This is a genomic window from Pseudomonas vancouverensis, from assembly GCF_004348895.1.
Classification (GTDB): Bacteria; Pseudomonadota; Gammaproteobacteria; order Pseudomonadales; family Pseudomonadaceae; genus Aquipseudomonas; species Aquipseudomonas vancouverensis.
Genome location: NZ_RRZK01000030.1, coordinates 50,170 through 67,301, shown reverse-complemented (window position 1 = coordinate 67,301; position 17,132 = coordinate 50,170). Strand labels below are relative to the sequence as shown.

The 17,132-nt window shown below is 63.3% G+C and carries 16 protein-coding genes; 9 read left to right on the top strand and 7 right to left on the bottom strand.

Features of this window, described 5'->3' with window-relative positions:
- Positions 1–205: 205 nt before the first annotated feature.
- From ribBA to nrdR, 4 genes are read right to left on the bottom strand one after another with little or no spacing between them, the layout of a single operon-like run.
- Positions 206–1,297 carry a bifunctional 3,4-dihydroxy-2-butanone-4-phosphate synthase/GTP cyclohydrolase II gene (gene ribBA, locus EIY72_RS22475; protein WP_093229748.1) on the bottom strand — a complete coding sequence of 364 codons (1,092 nt, stop codon included), beginning with the start codon at positions 1,295–1,297 and terminating at the stop codon, positions 206–208.
- Positions 1,298–1,313: 16 nt separating this feature from the next.
- Positions 1,314–1,979 (bottom strand): riboflavin synthase, encoded by a 666-nt coding sequence (locus EIY72_RS22470; RefSeq protein ID WP_093229746.1) that lies wholly within the window; start codon positions 1,977–1,979, stop codon positions 1,314–1,316.
- Positions 1,980–2,026: 47 nt separating this feature from the next.
- Positions 2,027–3,160 (bottom strand): bifunctional diaminohydroxyphosphoribosylaminopyrimidine deaminase/5-amino-6-(5-phosphoribosylamino)uracil reductase RibD, encoded by a 1,134-nt coding sequence (gene ribD / locus EIY72_RS22465; RefSeq protein WP_093229743.1) that lies wholly within the window; start codon positions 3,158–3,160, stop codon positions 2,027–2,029.
- Positions 3,157–3,621 (bottom strand): transcriptional regulator NrdR, encoded by a 465-nt coding sequence (gene nrdR, locus EIY72_RS22460; protein ID WP_003228656.1) that lies wholly within the window; start codon positions 3,619–3,621, stop codon positions 3,157–3,159. Before nrdR ends, ribD begins: the two co-directional genes overlap by 4 nt.
- A 128-nt stretch (positions 3,622–3,749) precedes the next feature.
- Between nrdR and EIY72_RS22455 the strand changes: the two genes are divergently transcribed.
- From EIY72_RS22455 to trxA, 3 genes are all read left to right on the top strand, one after another.
- Positions 3,750–4,214 (top strand): YbaY family lipoprotein, encoded by a 465-nt coding sequence (locus tag EIY72_RS22455; RefSeq protein WP_093229740.1) that lies wholly within the window; start codon positions 3,750–3,752, stop codon positions 4,212–4,214.
- Positions 4,211–4,867, top strand: a complete 657-nt coding sequence (locus EIY72_RS22450; protein ID WP_093229738.1) for a class I SAM-dependent methyltransferase — start codon at positions 4,211–4,213, stop codon at positions 4,865–4,867. Before EIY72_RS22455 ends, EIY72_RS22450 begins: the two co-directional genes overlap by 4 nt.
- Positions 4,868–5,023: 156 nt before the next feature.
- Positions 5,024–5,896: a thioredoxin gene (gene trxA, locus EIY72_RS22445; RefSeq protein WP_093229736.1), complete on the top strand. Its 873-nt coding sequence runs from the start codon at positions 5,024–5,026 to the stop codon at positions 5,894–5,896.
- A gap of 19 nt (positions 5,897–5,915) precedes the next feature.
- Here trxA and EIY72_RS22440 read toward each other — a convergent pair whose 3' ends face one another.
- Entirely contained in the window at positions 5,916–6,257 is a 342-nt protein-coding gene (locus EIY72_RS22440; RefSeq protein WP_093229734.1) for a hypothetical protein, read from the bottom strand.
- A 133-nt stretch (positions 6,258–6,390) separates the two neighbouring features.
- Between EIY72_RS22440 and EIY72_RS22435 the strand changes: the two genes are divergently transcribed.
- The 5 genes from EIY72_RS22435 (at position 6,391) to EIY72_RS22415 (ending at position 10,539) form a co-directional block, all read left to right on the top strand.
- The gene (locus EIY72_RS22435; protein WP_093229732.1) at positions 6,391–6,987 is read left to right on the top strand and encodes a DUF2796 domain-containing protein; all 597 of its coding nucleotides are present in this window, start codon (positions 6,391–6,393) and stop codon (positions 6,985–6,987) included.
- A 115-nt stretch (positions 6,988–7,102) separates the two neighbouring features.
- Positions 7,103–7,813, top strand: coding sequence for an ABC transporter ATP-binding protein (locus EIY72_RS22430; protein ID WP_093229729.1), 711 nt, complete (start codon positions 7,103–7,105; stop codon positions 7,811–7,813).
- Position 7,814: 1 nt separating this feature from the next.
- A complete protein-coding gene (locus tag EIY72_RS22425; protein ID WP_093229726.1) occupies positions 7,815–9,080 on the top strand; it encodes an ABC transporter permease in 1,266 nt (421 codons plus the stop codon).
- An 11-nt stretch (positions 9,081–9,091) separates the two neighbouring features.
- On the top strand, positions 9,092–9,610 hold the full coding sequence (locus tag EIY72_RS22420; protein WP_093229724.1) for a DUF3299 domain-containing protein: 519 nt from the start codon (positions 9,092–9,094) through the stop codon (positions 9,608–9,610).
- Between the two features lie 230 nt (positions 9,611–9,840).
- Positions 9,841–10,539: an OmpW/AlkL family protein gene (locus tag EIY72_RS22415; RefSeq protein ID WP_093229721.1), complete on the top strand. Its 699-nt coding sequence runs from the start codon at positions 9,841–9,843 to the stop codon at positions 10,537–10,539.
- A 188-nt stretch (positions 10,540–10,727) separates the two neighbouring features.
- Here EIY72_RS22415 and EIY72_RS22410 read toward each other — a convergent pair whose 3' ends face one another.
- Positions 10,728–11,657 (bottom strand): NAD-dependent epimerase/dehydratase family protein, encoded by a 930-nt coding sequence (locus tag EIY72_RS22410; protein WP_093229719.1) that lies wholly within the window; start codon positions 11,655–11,657, stop codon positions 10,728–10,730.
- Complete coding sequence (locus EIY72_RS22405) at positions 11,650–12,534, bottom strand: sugar nucleotide-binding protein (protein ID WP_093229716.1); 885 nt, start codon at positions 12,532–12,534, stop codon at positions 11,650–11,652. Before EIY72_RS22405 ends, EIY72_RS22410 begins: the two co-directional genes overlap by 8 nt.
- Positions 12,535–12,765: 231 nt before the next feature.
- Here EIY72_RS22405 and EIY72_RS22400 point away from each other — a divergent pair, with 231 nt between their 5' ends.
- A complete protein-coding gene (locus tag EIY72_RS22400; RefSeq protein ID WP_093229714.1) occupies positions 12,766–17,082 on the top strand; it encodes a DEAD/DEAH box helicase in 4,317 nt (1,438 codons plus the stop codon).
- Positions 17,083–17,132: the final 50 nt, after the last annotated feature.

Here is a 17,132-nt window from a genome sequence, read left to right as displayed (position 1 = left end):
GACGCGTCTCGTACGCGCCCCTCAGTGATATTAGCCACGAATACAAAACCGGAAAATCCCGCATTGCCGCTCAGATTTTGTGGCGAGGGAGCTTGCTCCCGTCGGGCTGCGAAGCGGCCCCTTTTGTGGGCGCTTCGCACCCAAGCGGGAGCAAGCTCCCTCGCCACAATGCATCTCAGTCAACAAGGCCGGAAACAACCGGTCATTATTCGGAGGGCACGTATTCTACAACTTCCAGATCGAAACCGGATATCGCATTAAATTTCATCGGTGCCGACATCAGGCGCATTTTGCGCACGCCGAGGTCACGCAGGATCTGCGAACCGGCACCCACGGTGCTGTAGGTGGTCGGTTTTTTCACCGCCAGCTGGTCGGCGGTTTCACGGATGTGCGCCAGCAACACGTCGCCATCGAGCGGGTGACCGAGCAACAGCACCACACCGCTGCCGGCCTCGGCAACCGTGGCCATGGCGGCGCGCAGGCTCCAGCGGCCCGGTTGCTTGACCATCAGCAGGTCGCGCAGCGGGTCCATGTTGTGCACGCGCACCAGGGTCGGTTCTTCGGCGCAGATGTTGCCCAGGGTCAGTGCCATGTGCACGTCGCCTTCCACGGAATCACGATAGGTTACCAGGTTGAATTGGCCCAGTTCGCTGTCCAGCGGCTGCTCGGCAATCCGCTGAACGGTACGTTCGTGGATCATCCGGTAGTGAATCAGGTCGGCGATGGTGCCGATCTTGATGCCGTGTTCGGCGGCAAAGGTTTCCAGCTCGGCGCGACGGGACATGGTGCCGTCATCGTTCATCACTTCGCAGATCACACCGCTCGGCTCGAAACCGGCCATGCGCGCCAGGTCGCAGGCGGCTTCGGTGTGACCGGCGCGGGCCAGGGTGCCACCGGCCTGGGCCATCAGCGGGAAAATGTGGCCCGGGCTGACGATGTCTTCAGCCTTGGCGTCCTTGGCGGCAGCTGCCTGCACCGTGCGCGCACGGTCGGCGGCGGAGATGCCGGTGGTCACACCGGTGGCGGCTTCGATGGACACGGTGAACTTGGTGCCGAAACCGGAACCGTTGCGCGGTGCCATCAGCGGCAGCTTGAGCAGTTCGCAGCGCTCACGGGTCATCGGCATGCAGATCAGGCCACGGGCGTGCTTGGCCATGAAGTTGATGTGCTCGGGCTGGCAGCACTCGGCGGCCATGATCAGGTCGCCTTCGTTCTCGCGGTCTTCGTCATCCATGAGGATGACCATCTTGCCTTGGCGGATGTCTTCAACCAGTTCTTCGATGCTATTGAGCGCCACAAGGCACCCCCTTCAGTCAGGATTTGAGGTAGCCGTTGGCGGCCAGAAAGCTTTCGGTAATGGTGCTGCCGGCAGCCGGCTCTGCCGCCTTGTCGCCCAGAAGCAAGCGCTCCAGGTAACGGGCCAGCAAGTCCACTTCCAGGTTCACCCGACGACCCGGCTGATACGACGCCATGATGGTTTCGCTCAGGGTGTGCGGAATGATGGTCAGCAGGAACTCGGCGCCATCGACCGCGTTCACGGTCAGGCTGGTGCCGTCGACGGTGATCGAGCCTTTATGGGCGATGTACTTGGCCAGCTCTTTCGGTGCGCGAATGCGGAATTCCACGGCACGGGCGTTTTCGGTACGGGCAACCACTTCGCCGACGCCGTCGACGTGACCGCTGACCAGGTGCCCGCCCAGGCGAGTGGTCGGGGTCAGGGCTTTTTCCAGGTTGACCGGGCTGCCGCTTTTCAGGTCGTTCATCGCGGTGCAGTCGAGGGTTTCGCGACTGACGTCCGCGGCAAAGCCGTTACCCGGCAGCTCCACGGCGGTCAGGCACACGCCGTTGACCGCGATGCTGTCGCCCAGTTTGACGTCGCTCAGGTCGAGCTTGCCGGTTTCTACGTGAACCCGCACATCTCCGCCTTTTGGGGTCAATGCACGAATACTGCCGATGGATTCGATGATGCCGGTGAACATGGGGTTCTCCTCGAGAACAGGGCCAGCGCTATAGCGATGGCCGGGAATTATACGCTCGCTGATGGCGATGGGATGGCAGTGACTCGCCAGTCATCGCCAACCGCGCGAATTTCGGTGATCTTCAGTTCGGGCGCATCCTTCATTTGCGCGATCGGCCAGTCCAGCAGCGGTCGCGCCGAAGCGCCCATGAACTTGCCCGCCATGAAAATCTGGAACTCGTCCACCAGGCCGAGTTGCGCAAACGCGCCCGCCAGACGTGGACCTGCTTCGACCAGCACTTCATTGATGCCTCGGGCGGCGAGTTCAACCAGCAAGCGGCGCAGATCGACCTGGCCGTCATCGCCCGGCACGATCAGGCACTCGGGGCCATTGGCGTACTGCTCTTCCACCGCCATGCAGGTCGCGACCAGGGCCGGGCCAGCCTTGAAGAACGGCGCATCGAGCGGCACCCGCAGACGGCCGTCAATCAATACACGCAACGGTGGGCGGCTCATGGCCAGTGCGGTTTGTTCGGCATCCAGCCCCAGCTCATCGGCGCGCACGGTCAACCGCGCATTGTCTGCCAGTACCGTGTCAGCGCCGGTCAGCACGACGCTGGCCTGGGCACGCAGGCGTTGTACGGCCGAACGGGCAGCCGGGCCGGTGATCCACTGGCTTTCGCCGCTTTCCATCGCCGTGCGACCGTCGAGGCTCATCGCCAGCTTGACCCGAACGAACGGCAAGCCGTGCTCCATGCGCTTGAGGAAACCTTGATTGAGCTGACGCGCCTCGCCTTCCAGCACACCGCTTTCAGTGGCAATCCCGGCCTGGGCCAGGCGTTGCAGACCGCGACCGGCGACTTCCGGGTTCGGGTCCTGCATCGCTGCCACCACCCGCGCCACGCCAGCGTTGACCAGCGCGTCGGCACAGGGCGGCGTGCGCCCGTGATGGCTGCAGGGTTCGAGCGTCACGTAGGCCGTCGCGCCACGCGCCAGCTCACCGGCGGCGCGCAAGGCATGGACTTCAGCGTGGGGTTCGCCGGCGCGGACATGCCAGCCTTCGCCGACGATCTGCCCGTCACGCACGATTACACAGCCGACACGCGGGTTGGGGTGCGTCGTGTAATGACCTTTGCGCGCCAGCTCCAGGGCACGGGCCATGAAGTGGGCATCGAGGATGGCAAGTTCGGCGGGCGTGGTCATTCTTTCACCGGTTCCCGGGCCAGGCGATCGATCTCTTCGCGGAACTCGTTGAGATCCTGGAAGCGGCGATACACCGAGGCGAAGCGAATGTAGGCAACTTCATCGAGCTTTTGCAGCTCGGCCATCACCAGCTCGCCGACCACGAGGGATTTGACCTCGCGTTCGCCCGTGGCACGCAGTTTGTGTTTGATGTGCACCAGCGACGATTCGAGGCGCTCGACACTCACCGGGCGCTTCTCCAGCGCGCGCTGCATGCCGGCGCGGAGTTTTTCTTCGTCGAACGGCTGGCGACTGCCGTCGGTTTTGATCAGGCGCGGCAACACCAGTTCAGCCGTCTCGAACGTCGTGAAACGTTCGCCGCAGGCCAGGCATTCACGCCGGCGGCGCACCTGTTCGCCCTCGGCGACCAGACGCGAGTCGATGACCTTGGTGTCGTTGGCACCGCAGAAGGGACAGTGCATGGTGGCAGGCAACAAAAAAAGGGAGGGCCATGGTAGCGCATCCCGGTGGCAAGACAAGCCATAGGGTTTGCGGTATACAGTCGAGCTATACCGCTTGATCCATGGATACCCTTTTGCCGGAGTCGCAAATGTCGTTACGAGCGCTCGTTTTACTCAGTGTTTTCAGCCTGCTGGCAGCGTGCGGCAGCGATGCCCCGAAACCCCAGCCGCCTACGCCAGGCCCCGCGTCGCAGCAGGCGCAGAAGCAGGCCCGACAAGCGACGGAACTCGGCCCGCTGCCGGCGTATCAGCGCGAATTGAGCGGCACCCTGCAAGGCGTACCGGCCGGCGCCGAAGTCGAACTGGCGCTGCTGGTGATCGACGACAAGGATCGCCCGCAACAATTGCTCGCCAGTTCGACCATTATCGGTACCAATCAGGTATTGCCGTTTCATCTGCGCTTCAACCCGGAGGCCTTCCCGGCCGGTGCGCGGGTTGAACTGCGTGGTCGCGCCAGCCAGTCCGGTCAGTTGATCCTGCACCTGCCTTCGCAGGTGATCACCCAACCGACCACCCAGGCCCTGGGCCAGCTGCAATTCGTCAAAGCCCCATGAGTGCGCCGCTCGACCTGCAACAGGCCCTGAGCGACCTGCTCGGCGATGCGCAACTGGTGGACTGCGAATTACCGGGCACCGACCTGAAGTTGTGGCTGATCGATGGCGACAACATGGACCGCGCCTTCAGCCCGGAAGAAACCCGGCGCATCCTGCATGAGCCGCCATACTGGAGTTTCTGCTGGGCCAGCGGCCTGGCCGTGGCCCGCTACCTGGCGGACAACCCGCAGTGGGTCGAAGGCAAACGGGTGCTGGATTTCGGCGCCGGCTCTGGTGTTGCAGGTATTGCTGCGGTGAAGGCCGGCGCGCTGGAAGTGGTGGCCTGTGACCTCGACCCCTTGGCCATCGCCGCCTGCCGGGCGAACGCGGCGCTCAATGACGTGCAGCTCAATTACTCCACGGACTTTTTCGCCGAGGCCGATCGCTTCGATCTGATCCTGGTGGCGGATGTGCTGTACGACCGGGCGAACCTGCCGCTGCTTGACGAGTTTCTCAGTCGGGGTCGAGAGGCGCTGGTGGCGGATTCGCGGGTCAGGGATTTCCGTCATCCGTTGTATCAACGCATCGAGATGCTGGAAGCCATGACCTTGCCAGACCTGGCCGAGCCCCATGAGTTTCGGCATGTGAGCCTGTATCACGCGCGGCGCGGCTGAAAAGCATCGCGAGCAAGCTCGCTCCCACAGTGGAATGCGTTCCCTTGCTCGCGATGGCGGCCTGCCAGACAACACAGTTCTAACGGTGGCCGCCTTCCGGCCACACCCCACCAAGCCGTATAGTTGCCCCATTCACGCTTTTACGAGATCCCCCCAATGAGTCAGCCAACGCCGTACATCTTCGACGCCACGACTGCCGATTTCGACCAGTCGGTGATCGAGAACTCCTTTCACAAACCGGTGCTGGTGGATTTCTGGGCCGAATGGTGCGCGCCCTGCAAGGTGTTGATGCCGATGCTGCAAAGCATCGCCGAGAGCTATCAGGGCGAGTTGCTGCTGGCCAAGGTCAACTGCGACATCGAGCAGGACATCGTCGCCCGTTTCGGCATTCGCAGCCTGCCGACCGTGGTGCTGTTCAAGGATGGTCAGCCGGTGGACGGTTTCGCCGGTGCGCAGCCGGAATCCGCGGTTCGCGCCCTGCTCGAACCCCACGTGCAGATGCCACCGCCGGCGGCCGCCGATCCGTTCGAGCAGGCTCAGGCGCTGTTCGACGACAGCCGTTTCGCCGATGCCGAGGCGCTGTTGAAAGTGTTGCTGGGCGAAGACAACACCAATGCCAAGGCGCTGATCCTTTACGCCCGCTGCCTGACTGAACGTGGCGAGCTGGGTGAAGCCCAGGCCGTGCTGGACGCGGTCAAGAGCGACGAACACAAGGCCGCGCTGGCCGGTGCCAAGGCGCAGATCAAGTTTCTGGGGTTGGCTCGGGACCTGCCGGATGCGGCCGAGCTGAAGGCACGCCTGGCGAAAGACCCGCAGGACGATGAAGCGGTCTACCAACTGGCCATCCAGCAACTGGCTCGTCAGCAATACGAAGCGGCGCTGGATGCCTTGCTCAAACTGTTCATCCGCAACCGCAGCTACAGCGAAGGCCTGCCGCACAAGACCTTGCTGCAAGTGTTCGAGCTGTTGGGCAATGATCACCCGCTGGTGAGCACCTACCGTCGCAAGTTGTTTGCGGCGCTGTACTGATCGCGGTTATTGCCGGGCATCATTCGATCCAGCTGTAGAGCGGCGTATCCCCGCCGCTCAGCACCTTCACATCCGAGCTGTGGCGCAAGCGCACCAACAGGCGCTTGCCCGCCACGGCGCTGCCGGTCAGCCCTTCCAGTTGATCGAGCAGGTCAGGCCCGCTGAGTTGCCCGGCCTTGCGCAACAAATCCCTGGCGATCTGCCACAGCGCATCATCCTGATTCAGCGGTTTCGCCGTGGCGGCAGGCGTCTCGGTTTTCTCCACCGTCAACTGCGCGCCCAGGCGTGCCCAGTCGCTGTCATCCATTTCCAGCGTCAAATCCACCGGCCAGTCGCCGATGCTTCCGCGAATTCGCAACATAGGTCTGCTCCCGCACATTTCTTGCGCCCATGCTCCCATGGGACTTGTGCATCGCCAAGCAGGCAGTCAAACTCTGCGCACTTACGTTATAAGATTACATAACATATTTTTCATTTTACTTCGGAGACTCGCCATGCGCCGTCTGCTCCTCGCTCTGCCGTTTGCCTTGTTGCCGCTGGCTCTCGCTCACGCCGCCGACGAACACGATCACGACCATGAGCACGGCAGCCTCGGTGCTCACGAACATGGCGTCGGCCGGCTGAACGCGGCGCTGGACGGGCCGACCCTGGAGCTGGAGCTGGACAGCCCGGCGATGAACCTGGTCGGTTTCGAACACGCCGCCACCACTGACGCCGACAAGGCCAAAGTGGCTGCCGCCCGTGCTCAGCTTGAACAACCATTGGTATTGTTCAACCTGCCCAAGGCCGCCGGTTGCGTGGTGGAGAACCAGGAACTGGAAAGCCCGCTGTTCGGTGACAAGCCCGATGCCGACGATGATCACGATGACGACGCCAAGGATGCAGACGGCGACGAACATCATCACGAACACAGCGAAGTCCACGCCCGCTACCAGTTCACCTGCGCGACGCCGGCTGCGCTGAAAACCCTGGACCTGGCGAATATTTTCAACCGATTCCCGGCGACCCAGAAAATTCAGGTACAACTGATTGGCCCGAGCGGCCAGCAGGGTGTCGACGTGACGGCCAAGGCTGCCGCGCTGAAGTTCTGAATAAACTGTAAGCCCCCTGCTCGCGATGCCAGGCCAGTCGCCACTTACTGACTGACACGCCATCGCGAGCAGGCTCGCTCCTACCAGTGCTCATCACCTACCAGACCGGTTGCACATGACCCAAGCACTCATCGAACTCTCCGACCTGGGCTTCAGCTGGCCCGGTCACCCGCCACTGCTGGACATCCCGGCGTTTCGCCTGGAACGCGGCGAAACCCTGTTCCTCAAAGGCCCCAGCGGCAGTGGCAAGACCACCCTGCTCGGCCTGCTCGGCGGTGTGCAAAAGCCTGATCGCGGCAGCATCCGCCTGCTTGGCCAGGAACTGACCGAGCTGTCGGCCGGCGCCCGCGATCACTTCCGGGTCGACCACACCGGCTACATCTTCCAGCAGTTCAACCTGCTGCCGTTCCTGTCGGTACGCGAAAACGTCGAACTGCCCTGCCACTTCTCGAAACTGCGCGCCGAACGGGCGAAGCAGCGCCACGGCAGCGTAGACAAGGCCGCCGCCACGCTGCTGGCGCACCTGGGGCTGAAGGATGAAAACATCCTCAATCGCCGCGCCGACTCGTTGTCCATCGGCCAACAGCAACGGGTCGCCGCCGCCCGTGCCTTGATCGGCCAACCAGAATTGGTAATCGCCGACGAGCCGACCTCGGCCCTCGACTACGACGCCCGCGAAAACTTCATTCGCCTGCTGTTCGCCGAATGCCGCGAAGCCGGTTCGAGCCTGCTGTTCGTCAGCCATGACCAGAGCCTGGCGCCGCTGTTCGATCACAACCTGTCGCTGGCCGAACTCAATCGCGCCGCCACGCCCGCAGAGGTTTGACATGTATCTGTTTCGTCTGGCCATGGCCAGCCTGGCCAACCGCCGCTTCACCGCGATCCTCACGGCCTTCGCCATCGCCTTGTCAGTCTGCCTGCTGCTGGCCGTCGAACGCGTACGCACTGAAGCCAAGGCCAGTTTCGCCAGCACCATCAGCGGTACCGACCTGATCGTCGGCGCGCGCTCGGGCTCGGTGAACCTGCTGCTGTACTCGGTGTTCCGCATCGGCAACGCCACCAACAACATCCGCTGGGACAGCTTCGAACACTTCGCCAGCAACCCGAAAGTGAAATGGGCAATCCCCATGTCCCTCGGCGACTCCCATCGCGGCTACCGGGTGATGGGCACCACCGAAGCCTATTTCGAGCATTACCAGTATGGCCGCCAGCAGCACCTGGAACTGGCCGATGGCCGTGCCTTTGCCACCGACCCGTTTGAAGTGGTGCTCGGCGCCGAAGTGGCCGACGCCCTGCACTACAAGCTCGGCGACAAGCTGGTGCTGGCTCACGGCGTGGCAGCGATCAGCCTGGTCAAGCACGATGACAAACCCTTCACAGTGGTCGGAGTCCTCAAGCGTACCGGCACGCCAGTGGACCGCACGTTGCACATCAGCCTCGGCGGCATGGAGGCGATTCACATCGACTGGCACAACGGCGTACCGGCCCGTGGCGAAGGACGCGTCACCGCCGATCAGGCGCGCAACATGGACCTGACGCCGCAAGCGATCACCGCGTTCATGCTCGGCCTCAACAACAAGATTTCGACCTTCGCCCTGCAACGGGAAATCAACGAATTCCGCGGAGAGCCGATGCTAGCGATCCTCCCGGGCGTGGCCTTGCAAGAGCTGTGGAGCCTGATGAGCACGGCGGAAAAAGCCCTGTTCATCGTGTCGCTGTTCGTGGTTCTGACCGGCTTGATCGGCATGCTCACGGCTATTCTCACCAGCCTCAACGAACGTCGCCGCGAGATGGCGATTCTGCGCTCGGTGGGTGCACGGCCATGGCACATCGCGACCCTGCTGGTGCTGGAAGCCTTCGCCCTGGCGCTGGCTGGCGTGGTCGCCGGCGTGGCCCTGCTGTATGTGTGCATCGCCGTGGCCCAGGGTTATGTGCAGGCGAACTACGGCCTGTATCTGCCGCTGTCCTGGCCAAGTCAGTATGAATGGACGCTGCTGGGTGGCATCCTGATCGCAGCCTTGCTGATGGGCAGCGTGCCAGCGTGGCGCGCCTATCGCCAATCCCTGGCCGATGGCCTGTCGATCCGTTTATGAGGACGTTGAAAATGCCCCGCGCTGTACTTGCGCTGTTGATGCTGGTCGCGCTGCCGCTGTGGGCGGCCCAGCCGCGCGACCTGACCTGGTCGGAAATGATCCCGCCAGATGCGCCGAAAGAAGTGCCGAACATGACCCCGCTGCACGACCTGTCGCAGATGGGCAACGCGCTATCCGCCGAATCGGCACCGGCGGCCAAGCAAGACCTGCCCGATGCACCGGTGGTGCAGACCCTCGACGGTCAGGACATTCGTCTGCCGGGCTACATCGTGCCACTGGAAGTGAACGAAGAAGGCCGCACCACCGAGTTCCTGCTGGTGCCGTATTTCGGCGCGTGCATCCACGTACCGCCACCGCCGTCGAACCAGATCGTCCACGTCAAGAGTGAAGTGGGTGTGAAGGTCGACGAGCTGTATCAGCCGTACTGGGTCGAGGGCCCCTTGCAGGTCAAGGCGTCCAGCAGCGAAATCGCCGACGCCGGGTACCAGATGGAGGCGGACAAGATCTACATGTATGAATTGCAGGAGTGAAGCCGGACGTTCATCGTCGCCTGCATAATAGTCTTCGCGAGCAAGCTCGCTCCCACAGGGAAATGCGTTTCGACTGTGGCAGCGAGCTTGTCTGTGGACGGCGATGGGGCCATCGAAAATCCCCGATAAACCCAAGCCCTTCACGATTTCATTGAGCTGCGTCAACAGACCGAATCAAACGACTGTTTACCATTGGACATCGAAAATTTCTAACGTCCTCTGGAGCCCCCATGAACAAGTCCTTGCTCGGTGCCTCGCTGGCAGTCCTCGCGCTCGCAGCCCCGTTTGCCCACGCCCACGAAGCAGGTGACATCATCCTGCGTGCCGGCGCCATCACCGTTAACCCGAAGGCCGACAGCTCCAGCGTCAAGGTCGATCAGGGTCCGTTGGCCGGTGCCGATCTGGGCGGCAAGGCAACCATGAGCAGCGACACGCAACTGGGTCTGAACTTCGCCTACATGATCACCAACAACATCGGTATCGAGTTGCTGGCGGCCACCCCGTTCGAACATGACGTGAAGCTCAAGGGCACCGCCCTGTCCGCCGCCAACGGCAAACTCGGCACCCTCAAACACCTGCCGCCGACCCTGAGCGTGGTGTACTACCCGCTGGACCCGAAATCGGACTTCCAGCCGTATGTGGGCGCCGGCATCAACTACACCTGGATCTATGACGAACACGTCGGCAGCGAAGCCAGCGCCGCCGGTTTCAGCAACTTCAATGCGAAGAACTCCTGGGGCATGGCGTGGCAGGTCGGTGCCGACTACATGCTGACCGACAAGGTCATGCTCAACGCCCAGGTGCGTTACATCGACATCGACACCCGCGCGACCGTTGAAAACGACGCCGTGGCCCCGGGCACCCGCGCCCGTGTCAACGTCGACGTCGACCCGTTCGTGTACATGGTCGGTCTGGGCTACAAGTTCTAAACGAACGTTCACGTGGTGGTGAATGAGGCTTGATGGCGAGCAGACTCAGAGCTGACGGCGACCGTTGCAGTCGACCGGGGAGGAACGCTCCCTCGGCACAGGGATTACAGCGTAGTAAATGCGGATTCCGGCCGTGAAAAAGGCGCCTGTCAAAAGGCGCCTTTTTCATGTCTGCGTTTCAGCCTTGGTCAGCGCCCGAGCAAGCGCGCCAGGCCAACGCTCAACGGCGTCTGCTGGCCGGTGTTGAAGCGCTCCAGCAGACGCTGGTTGTTCGCTCGCGAATGGCGAATGTCACCGGAGCGTGCAGGACCATAGCTCACCGGCGGCAACTCACCGACCACGGCCTCGAGCGCTTGCAGCATCTGCTTGAGGGTCGTGGCCTGGTTCCAGCCGACGTTGACCGCGCCGACTTCAACCACTGGTTTTTCGATGGCCTGCACCAGCAGGTCGACCAGGTCTTCAACGTAGAAAAAGTCCCGGGTCTGCTCGCCGTCACCGAACAGGGTGATCGGCAGGCCCTTCTGCGCGCGCTCGCTGAAAATGCTGATCACCCCGGAGTAGGGCGAAGACGGATCCTGGCGCGGGCCGAAGATGTTGAAGAAGCGGAAGATCACCGGTTCCAGGCCATGCTGGCGACGGTAGAAATCGAAGTAGTACTCGCTGGCCAGCTTGTCCGACGCGTAGGGCGTCAAGGGTTCCTTGGCGGTGTCTTCATCGATCGACTCACCTTCGCCATTGTTGCCGTAGACCGCCGCACTGGAGGCGAACACCACGCGCTTGACCTCGGCCTGGCGCATGGCTTCGCAGACATTCAGGGTGCCGATGAAGTTGCTCTGGTGGGTTTTCACCGGGTCGTCCACCGAGGCCGGCACCGAAGCAATGGCTGCCAGGTGCGCCACCGCACTGCAACCGGCCATGGCCCTGGTAACCAGCGCCGCATCGGCAACGTCGCCGACGATCAGCTCGACCCGGGGATTGTCCAGCGGCAGATTGCTGCGCTTGCCGGTGGACAGGTCATCGAGAACGCGCACCGAGTGGCCCTTGGCAAGCAAGGCGTCGGTCAGGTGCGAACCAATGAAACCGGCGCCGCCGGTGATGAGTACGGGGCCGTCAGCCATGGCGATAGAACCTGTCCAGTAGGGCGGGAAGCGCAGCACGCCAAGCCCGCGGTTTGATCCCGAAGGTGTGAAGGATTTTCTTGCAGGCCAGTACCGCGTGCTGCGGTTCTTCAGCGGCATCCGGTCGCGCGGCATGGGCCTGGGCGGTCGGCGCTTCGATGGCCAGTTCATGCAGGCTGCGGGCTTCGGTCAGGATCGCCTGCCCCAGCGCCAGGGGCGTGGTCGCCTCATGCCCGGCATAGTGATAGGTGCCCCACAGTGGCGCGGCGCAGTCGAGTTGTTTGAGCACGGAAATGATCACCCGCGCCGCATCATCGACCGGCGTCGGATTGCCGCGACGGTCGTCGGCCATCAGCAGCTCTTCAGGTTTTTCTGCACGGGCGAGGAAACGTCCCAATGCGCCATCAGGGCTGTCATCGAGCAGCCAGCCGAAGCGCAGCAACACGTGTTGCGGGCAGGTGGCACGAACGCTTTGTTCGATTCGCCACAACGCCTGGCCGCGCAGGCCCAAGGGTACCGGTTCGTCTTTTTCGCTGTAGGCCGTGGCGCGCGAGCCGTCGAACACGCGATAGCTCGAGGGTTGCACCAGCACGATGTTGTGATGCTGGCACAGCTCGGCCAGGCGCTCGATGGCGCGTTCCTGGCCGGCCAGACGCTGTTCGCTGACCACCTCGGCCTGGAACCAGTCAAAGTAATAGGCGAGGTTGATCAACGCATCCGGACGGGTGTCGTCGAGCAGTTGCGTCAGGCTCGCGGCATCCCAGCCGTTTTCTGGCGGGCGGGGGGCGAGGAAACCGATGTCTTCCTCTGCACCGAGGCGAATCAGCGCCTGCCCAAGGGCATTTCCGCCGCCCAGTAACATAAGGCGCATTCGCATAGAGTCAGCAGGCCCAGTCTGATTGGAACGATGGCTTATCGACAGCGCGCACGGGCGATGTCATGGATAGAGGCCGGAATCGTTGCATTTTGCGGGTTTAGTGCGCAACCGTCATCCGTAAAGTGTAGATGTCCGGGATTTGGGGTGCTGCTCGCGATGAGGCCATCAGCATCGATAGAGATCCCCGAGCGGTACTTGCATCTTCGAGCCCCCACCCGCATAACTGGCTCCATGAACCTGCCCCTCCCCGCAGACAGCGCCCTGAACGGTTTTCACCCCGCCGTCAGCGCCTGGTTCAGTCACACCTTCCCAGCGGTCACCGCCGCCCAGGCCCGGGCGTGGCCGTTGATTCGCCAGCGCCGTTCGACCCTGGTCGCCGCGCCCACTGGCTCCGGCAAGACCCTTACCGCATTTCTCGCGGTGATCGACGACCTGGTACACCGCGGTCTGGAAAGCCCCGACGGCTTGCCCGACGAAACCCTGGTGGTCTACGTGTCGCCGCTCAAGGCGCTTTCCAACGACATTCAGATCAACCTGCAGACCCCCCTCGCTGGCATTACCGAACAATTGCGCAGCATGGGCCTGCCCGAATTGCAGATCAGCACGGCCGTGCGCACCGGTGATACACCGCAAAAAGAACGCTCGGCGATGCGCAAGACCGCGCCGCACATTCTGGTGACGACGCCCGAATCCCTCTACGTGCTGCTCGGCTCCGACTCCGGGCGAACAATGCTCGGTACCACGCAAACCGTCATCGTCGACGAAATCCACGCCATGGCCGCGAGCAAACGCGGCAGCCACCTGGCCCTGAGCCTGGAACGCTTGCAGGCGCTTTGCCCGCAGCCGCTGTTGCGTATCGGGCTGTCGGCCACGCAAAAACCTATCGAAGCGGTCTCGCGATTTCTGGTGGGGCACGGGCGCCCGTGCGAGATCATCGACATCGGCCATGCCCGCCCCCGGGATCTGGACATCGAGGTACCTCCGGTGCCGTTATCGGCGGTGATGGCCAATGATGTCTGGGAACTGGTCTACGATCGCCTCGCCGCCCTCGCCCGCGAACACCGGACCACGCTGATTTTCGTCAACACCCGACGCTTGGCCGAACGCTTGAGCCGGCACCTGAGCGAACGCCTCGGCAAGCACGCCGTGGCCGCGCACCATGGCAGTCTGGCCAAGGAGTTTCGCCTGGATGCCGAACAGCGGCTCAAGCGTGGCGAGTTGCAGGTATTGATCGCGACCGCCTCGCTGGAACTGGGCATCGACATCGGCGACGTCGATCTGGTCTGCCAGATCGCCTCGCCGCGTTCGATTGCCGGTTTTCTGCAACGGGTCGGCCGCTCCGGGCACCAGGTTGGCGGCACGCCCAAGGGGCGTTTATTCGCCACCACCCGCGACGACCTGATCGAATGCGCCGCGTTACTCGACTGCGTGCGCCGGGGTGAGCTCGACACCCTGCTGATCCCGCGGGCACCGCTGGATGTGCTGGCCCAGCAGATCATCGCCGAAGTCAGTTGCCAGGAATGGCAGGAGCAGGCGCTACTGGACATGCTGCGCCGTGCTTCGCCCTATGCCGAACTCGACGAACAGCACTATCAGGCCGTGCTGCAGATGCTCGCCGAGGGCAACAACGGCCGCCAGGGTATTCGCAGCGCTTATCTGCACCGCGACGCCGTAAGCCGCACCCTGCGCGGTCGCCGGGGCGCCAGGCTGACGGCCGTGACCAGTGGCGGGACCATTCCGGACAACGCCGACTATGCCGTGTTGCTCGAACCCCAGGGGCTGAACATCGGCAGCGTCAACGAAGACTTCGCCGTGGAAAGCATCGCCGGGGATGTCTTCCAGTTGGGCAATACTTCCTACCGGATCCTGCGCGTTGAAACCGGCAGGGTCCGGGTCGAGGATGCACAAGGCCAGCCGCCGAGCATTCCCTTCTGGCTTGGCGAAGCACCGGGCCGCAGCGCTGAACTGTCGGCGGCAGTGGCACGCCTGCAAGCGCACCTCGACGACTTGCTCGGCATCACCCCGGGCCACTTGCAGCCCGCCCTCGACTGGCTGACCGGTACCCTCGGCCTGAACCTCGCCAGCGCCGAACAGCTGGTGGACTACCTGGCCCGCGCACGGCAGACCCTGGGCGCGCTACCGTCGCAAGACACGTTGCTGATGGAGCGTTTTTTCGACGAGTCCGGCGGCACCCAACTGGTCATCCACACGCCCTTCGGCAGCCGCATCAACCGCGCCTGGGGCCTGGCCCTGCGCAAGCGTTTCTGCCGCACCTTCAACTTCGAATTGCAGGCCGCCGCCAGCGAAGATGCCATCGTGCTGTCGCTGTCCACCAGCCACAGCTTTGAACTGGATGACGTCTGGCGTTACCTGCACAGCAACAGCGCCGAACACATTCTGATTCAGGCGCTCCTGGAGGCACCGCTGTTCGGCGTGCGCTGGCGCTGGAATGCCGGTGTAGCCCTGGCGCTACCGCGCTACAGCGGTGGGCGCAAAGTAGCGCCGCAGATCCAGCGAATGAAAAGCGAAGACCTGATCGCCAGCGTGTTCCCCGATCAGATCGCTTGTGTGGAAAACCTCGCCGGTGAGCGGGAAATCCCCGACCACCCGCTGGTGGAACAAACCCTCGACGACTGCCTGCATGAAGCGATGGACAGCGAGGGCTGGCTGGCCTTGCTGCGGCGCATGGAGCGCGGTGACGTCCGCCTGATCAGTCGCGACTTGCCTGCGCCCTCGCCGCTGGCGGCAGAAATTCTCAGCGCCCGGCCTTACACCTTTCTCGACGACGCACCGCTGGAAGAACGACGCACGCAAGCGGTGCTCAACCGACGCTGGAGCGACCCGCAATCGACCGATGATCTCGGCGCCCTCGATGCCGAGGCGATTGTTGCCGTGCGCGAGGAAGCCTGGCCTGCGCCCACCGGCCTGGACGAAATGCATGAAGCGCTGATGAGCCTGGCTTGCATCAGCGATGCCGAAGCCGGAGCCAATGTGCAGTGGCTCGACTGGCTCAACGCCTTGGCCGCCAGCGGCCGCGCCAGCCGCTTGCAGATCAATTCCGGGCAATCGCTGTGGCTGGCGCTGGAGCGGCTGACCTGCCTGAAGGCGATTTATCCACAGGCGAATCTGCAACCGCCACTGGAAGCTTTGCCGGGCTTCGATGAAGTCTGGGAACAGGATGAAGCGGTGCTTGAAGTCATTCGTGCGCGGCTGAGTGCCTTTGGCCCGTTGCCCTTGAATCCCATCGCCGAACCGCTGGGATTGCCAGCGACGCAAGTGGCTCAGGCCCTCGCCCAACTGGAGCGCGAAGGTTACGTGTTGCGCGGTCGATTCACACCTGGCGTGGACCAGGAGGAATGGTGTGAACGGCATTTGCTGGCGCGAATTCACCGCTACACGGTCAAACGCCTGCGCCGGGAAATCGAGCCGGTGGCGTTGCAGGATTTCATGCGTTTTCTGTTTGACTGGCAGCATCTGTCGACCGCCAACCAAGGCCAGGGTGCAGCGATGCTACCCGCGGTCATCGCGCAGTTCGAAGGCTATCCGGCGGCGGCATCGGCCTGGGACAGCGACATCTTGCCGGCGCGTATCAAGGATTATTCAGCCTCCTGGCTGGATGAATTGTGCCGCAGCGGAAAACTGGTGTGGACGCGCCTGAGCAGCCGCAACAAGAGCAGCACCACGGCCTTGCGCAGCACGCCGATAGTGCTACTGCCGCGCAGTCAGGTCGGGCTCTGGAGCAGCCTGGCCGAAACCACGCCAGTGAGTGAGCTGTCGCCCAAGACGCAAAAGGTCCACGCCGCTCTCAGCCAGCAGGGCGCGCTGTTTTTTGATGAGCTGATCCACGAAGCCCATCTGCTGCGTTCGGAACTGGAAATCGCCTTGCAGGAACTGGTCGGTGCCGGCTGGGTGAACGCCGACAGTTTCGCCGGGTTGCGGGCACTGATTACCCCCGCCAGCAAGCGCCAGCAGCATTCCGCCCGACGTGGTCGCGGTGCCTTCATCGGGGGCATGGACGATGCCGGGCGCTGGGCCTTGTTGAAACGCGGTACTGCCGCGCCGGTCATCGACAAGCAACGCCCTGCGCCCACACCGAACGAGACGCTCGAACACATCGCCATGACCTTGTTGCGGCGCTACGGCGTGGTGTTCTGGCGTTTGCTGGAGCGCGAGGCGGACTGGCTGCCAAGCTGGCGGGAATTGCTGCGCACCTTCCATCGCCTGGAGGCCCGTGGCGAGATTCGCGGGGGGCGTTTTGTCAGTGGTCTGGCAGGCGAGCAATTTGCCTTGCCGGAGGCGATCCCACTGCTGCGGCAAGTGCGCCGTCGGCCGGCTGATGGAAGTCTGGTGGCGGTGTGCGGGGTCGATCCGCTGAACCTCGCCGGAACGCTGCTGCCAGGGGCGAAAGTCCCGGCGCTGGCGAGCAATCGACTGGTGTACCGGGATGGTTTGCCGGTGGCGGCGCAGATTGCCGGCAAGCCGGTTTTCTGGGGGGAAATGGATCAGCTCAGTCGCGCTGAGGTGCACAACAAACTGATCCGGCATTGAGGGCGTCTGGTTGGGCCCCATCGTCGGAACGCCGCCAAAGATTTCCCGTA

What these genes read in the sequence shown, in the direction of transcription:
- EIY72_RS22470 (WP_093229746.1), bottom strand. Translation starts at nt 1,979, where the DNA reads ATGTTCACCGGCATCATCGAATCCATCGGCAGTATTCGTGCATTGACC.
- ribD (WP_093229743.1), bottom strand. Translation starts at nt 3,160, where the DNA reads ATGACCACGCCCGCCGAACTTGCCATCCTCGATGCCCACTTCATGGCC.
- nrdR (WP_003228656.1), bottom strand. Translation starts at nt 3,621, where the DNA reads ATGCACTGTCCCTTCTGCGGTGCCAACGACACCAAGGTCATCGACTCG.
- EIY72_RS22455 (WP_093229740.1), top strand. Translation starts at nt 3,750, where the DNA reads ATGTCGTTACGAGCGCTCGTTTTACTCAGTGTTTTCAGCCTGCTGGCA.
- EIY72_RS22450 (WP_093229738.1), top strand. Translation starts at nt 4,211, where the DNA reads ATGAGTGCGCCGCTCGACCTGCAACAGGCCCTGAGCGACCTGCTCGGC.
- trxA (WP_093229736.1), top strand. Translation starts at nt 5,024, where the DNA reads ATGAGTCAGCCAACGCCGTACATCTTCGACGCCACGACTGCCGATTTC.
- EIY72_RS22440 (WP_093229734.1), bottom strand. Translation starts at nt 6,257, where the DNA reads ATGTTGCGAATTCGCGGAAGCATCGGCGACTGGCCGGTGGATTTGACG.
- EIY72_RS22435 (WP_093229732.1), top strand. Translation starts at nt 6,391, where the DNA reads ATGCGCCGTCTGCTCCTCGCTCTGCCGTTTGCCTTGTTGCCGCTGGCT.
- EIY72_RS22430 (WP_093229729.1), top strand. Translation starts at nt 7,103, where the DNA reads ATGACCCAAGCACTCATCGAACTCTCCGACCTGGGCTTCAGCTGGCCC.
- EIY72_RS22425 (WP_093229726.1), top strand. Translation starts at nt 7,815, where the DNA reads ATGTATCTGTTTCGTCTGGCCATGGCCAGCCTGGCCAACCGCCGCTTC.
- EIY72_RS22420 (WP_093229724.1), top strand. Translation starts at nt 9,092, where the DNA reads ATGCCCCGCGCTGTACTTGCGCTGTTGATGCTGGTCGCGCTGCCGCTG.
- EIY72_RS22415 (WP_093229721.1), top strand. Translation starts at nt 9,841, where the DNA reads ATGAACAAGTCCTTGCTCGGTGCCTCGCTGGCAGTCCTCGCGCTCGCA.
- EIY72_RS22410 (WP_093229719.1), bottom strand. Translation starts at nt 11,657, where the DNA reads ATGGCTGACGGCCCCGTACTCATCACCGGCGGCGCCGGTTTCATTGGT.
- EIY72_RS22405 (WP_093229716.1), bottom strand. Translation starts at nt 12,534, where the DNA reads ATGCGAATGCGCCTTATGTTACTGGGCGGCGGAAATGCCCTTGGGCAG.
- EIY72_RS22400 (WP_093229714.1), top strand. Translation starts at nt 12,766, where the DNA reads ATGAACCTGCCCCTCCCCGCAGACAGCGCCCTGAACGGTTTTCACCCC.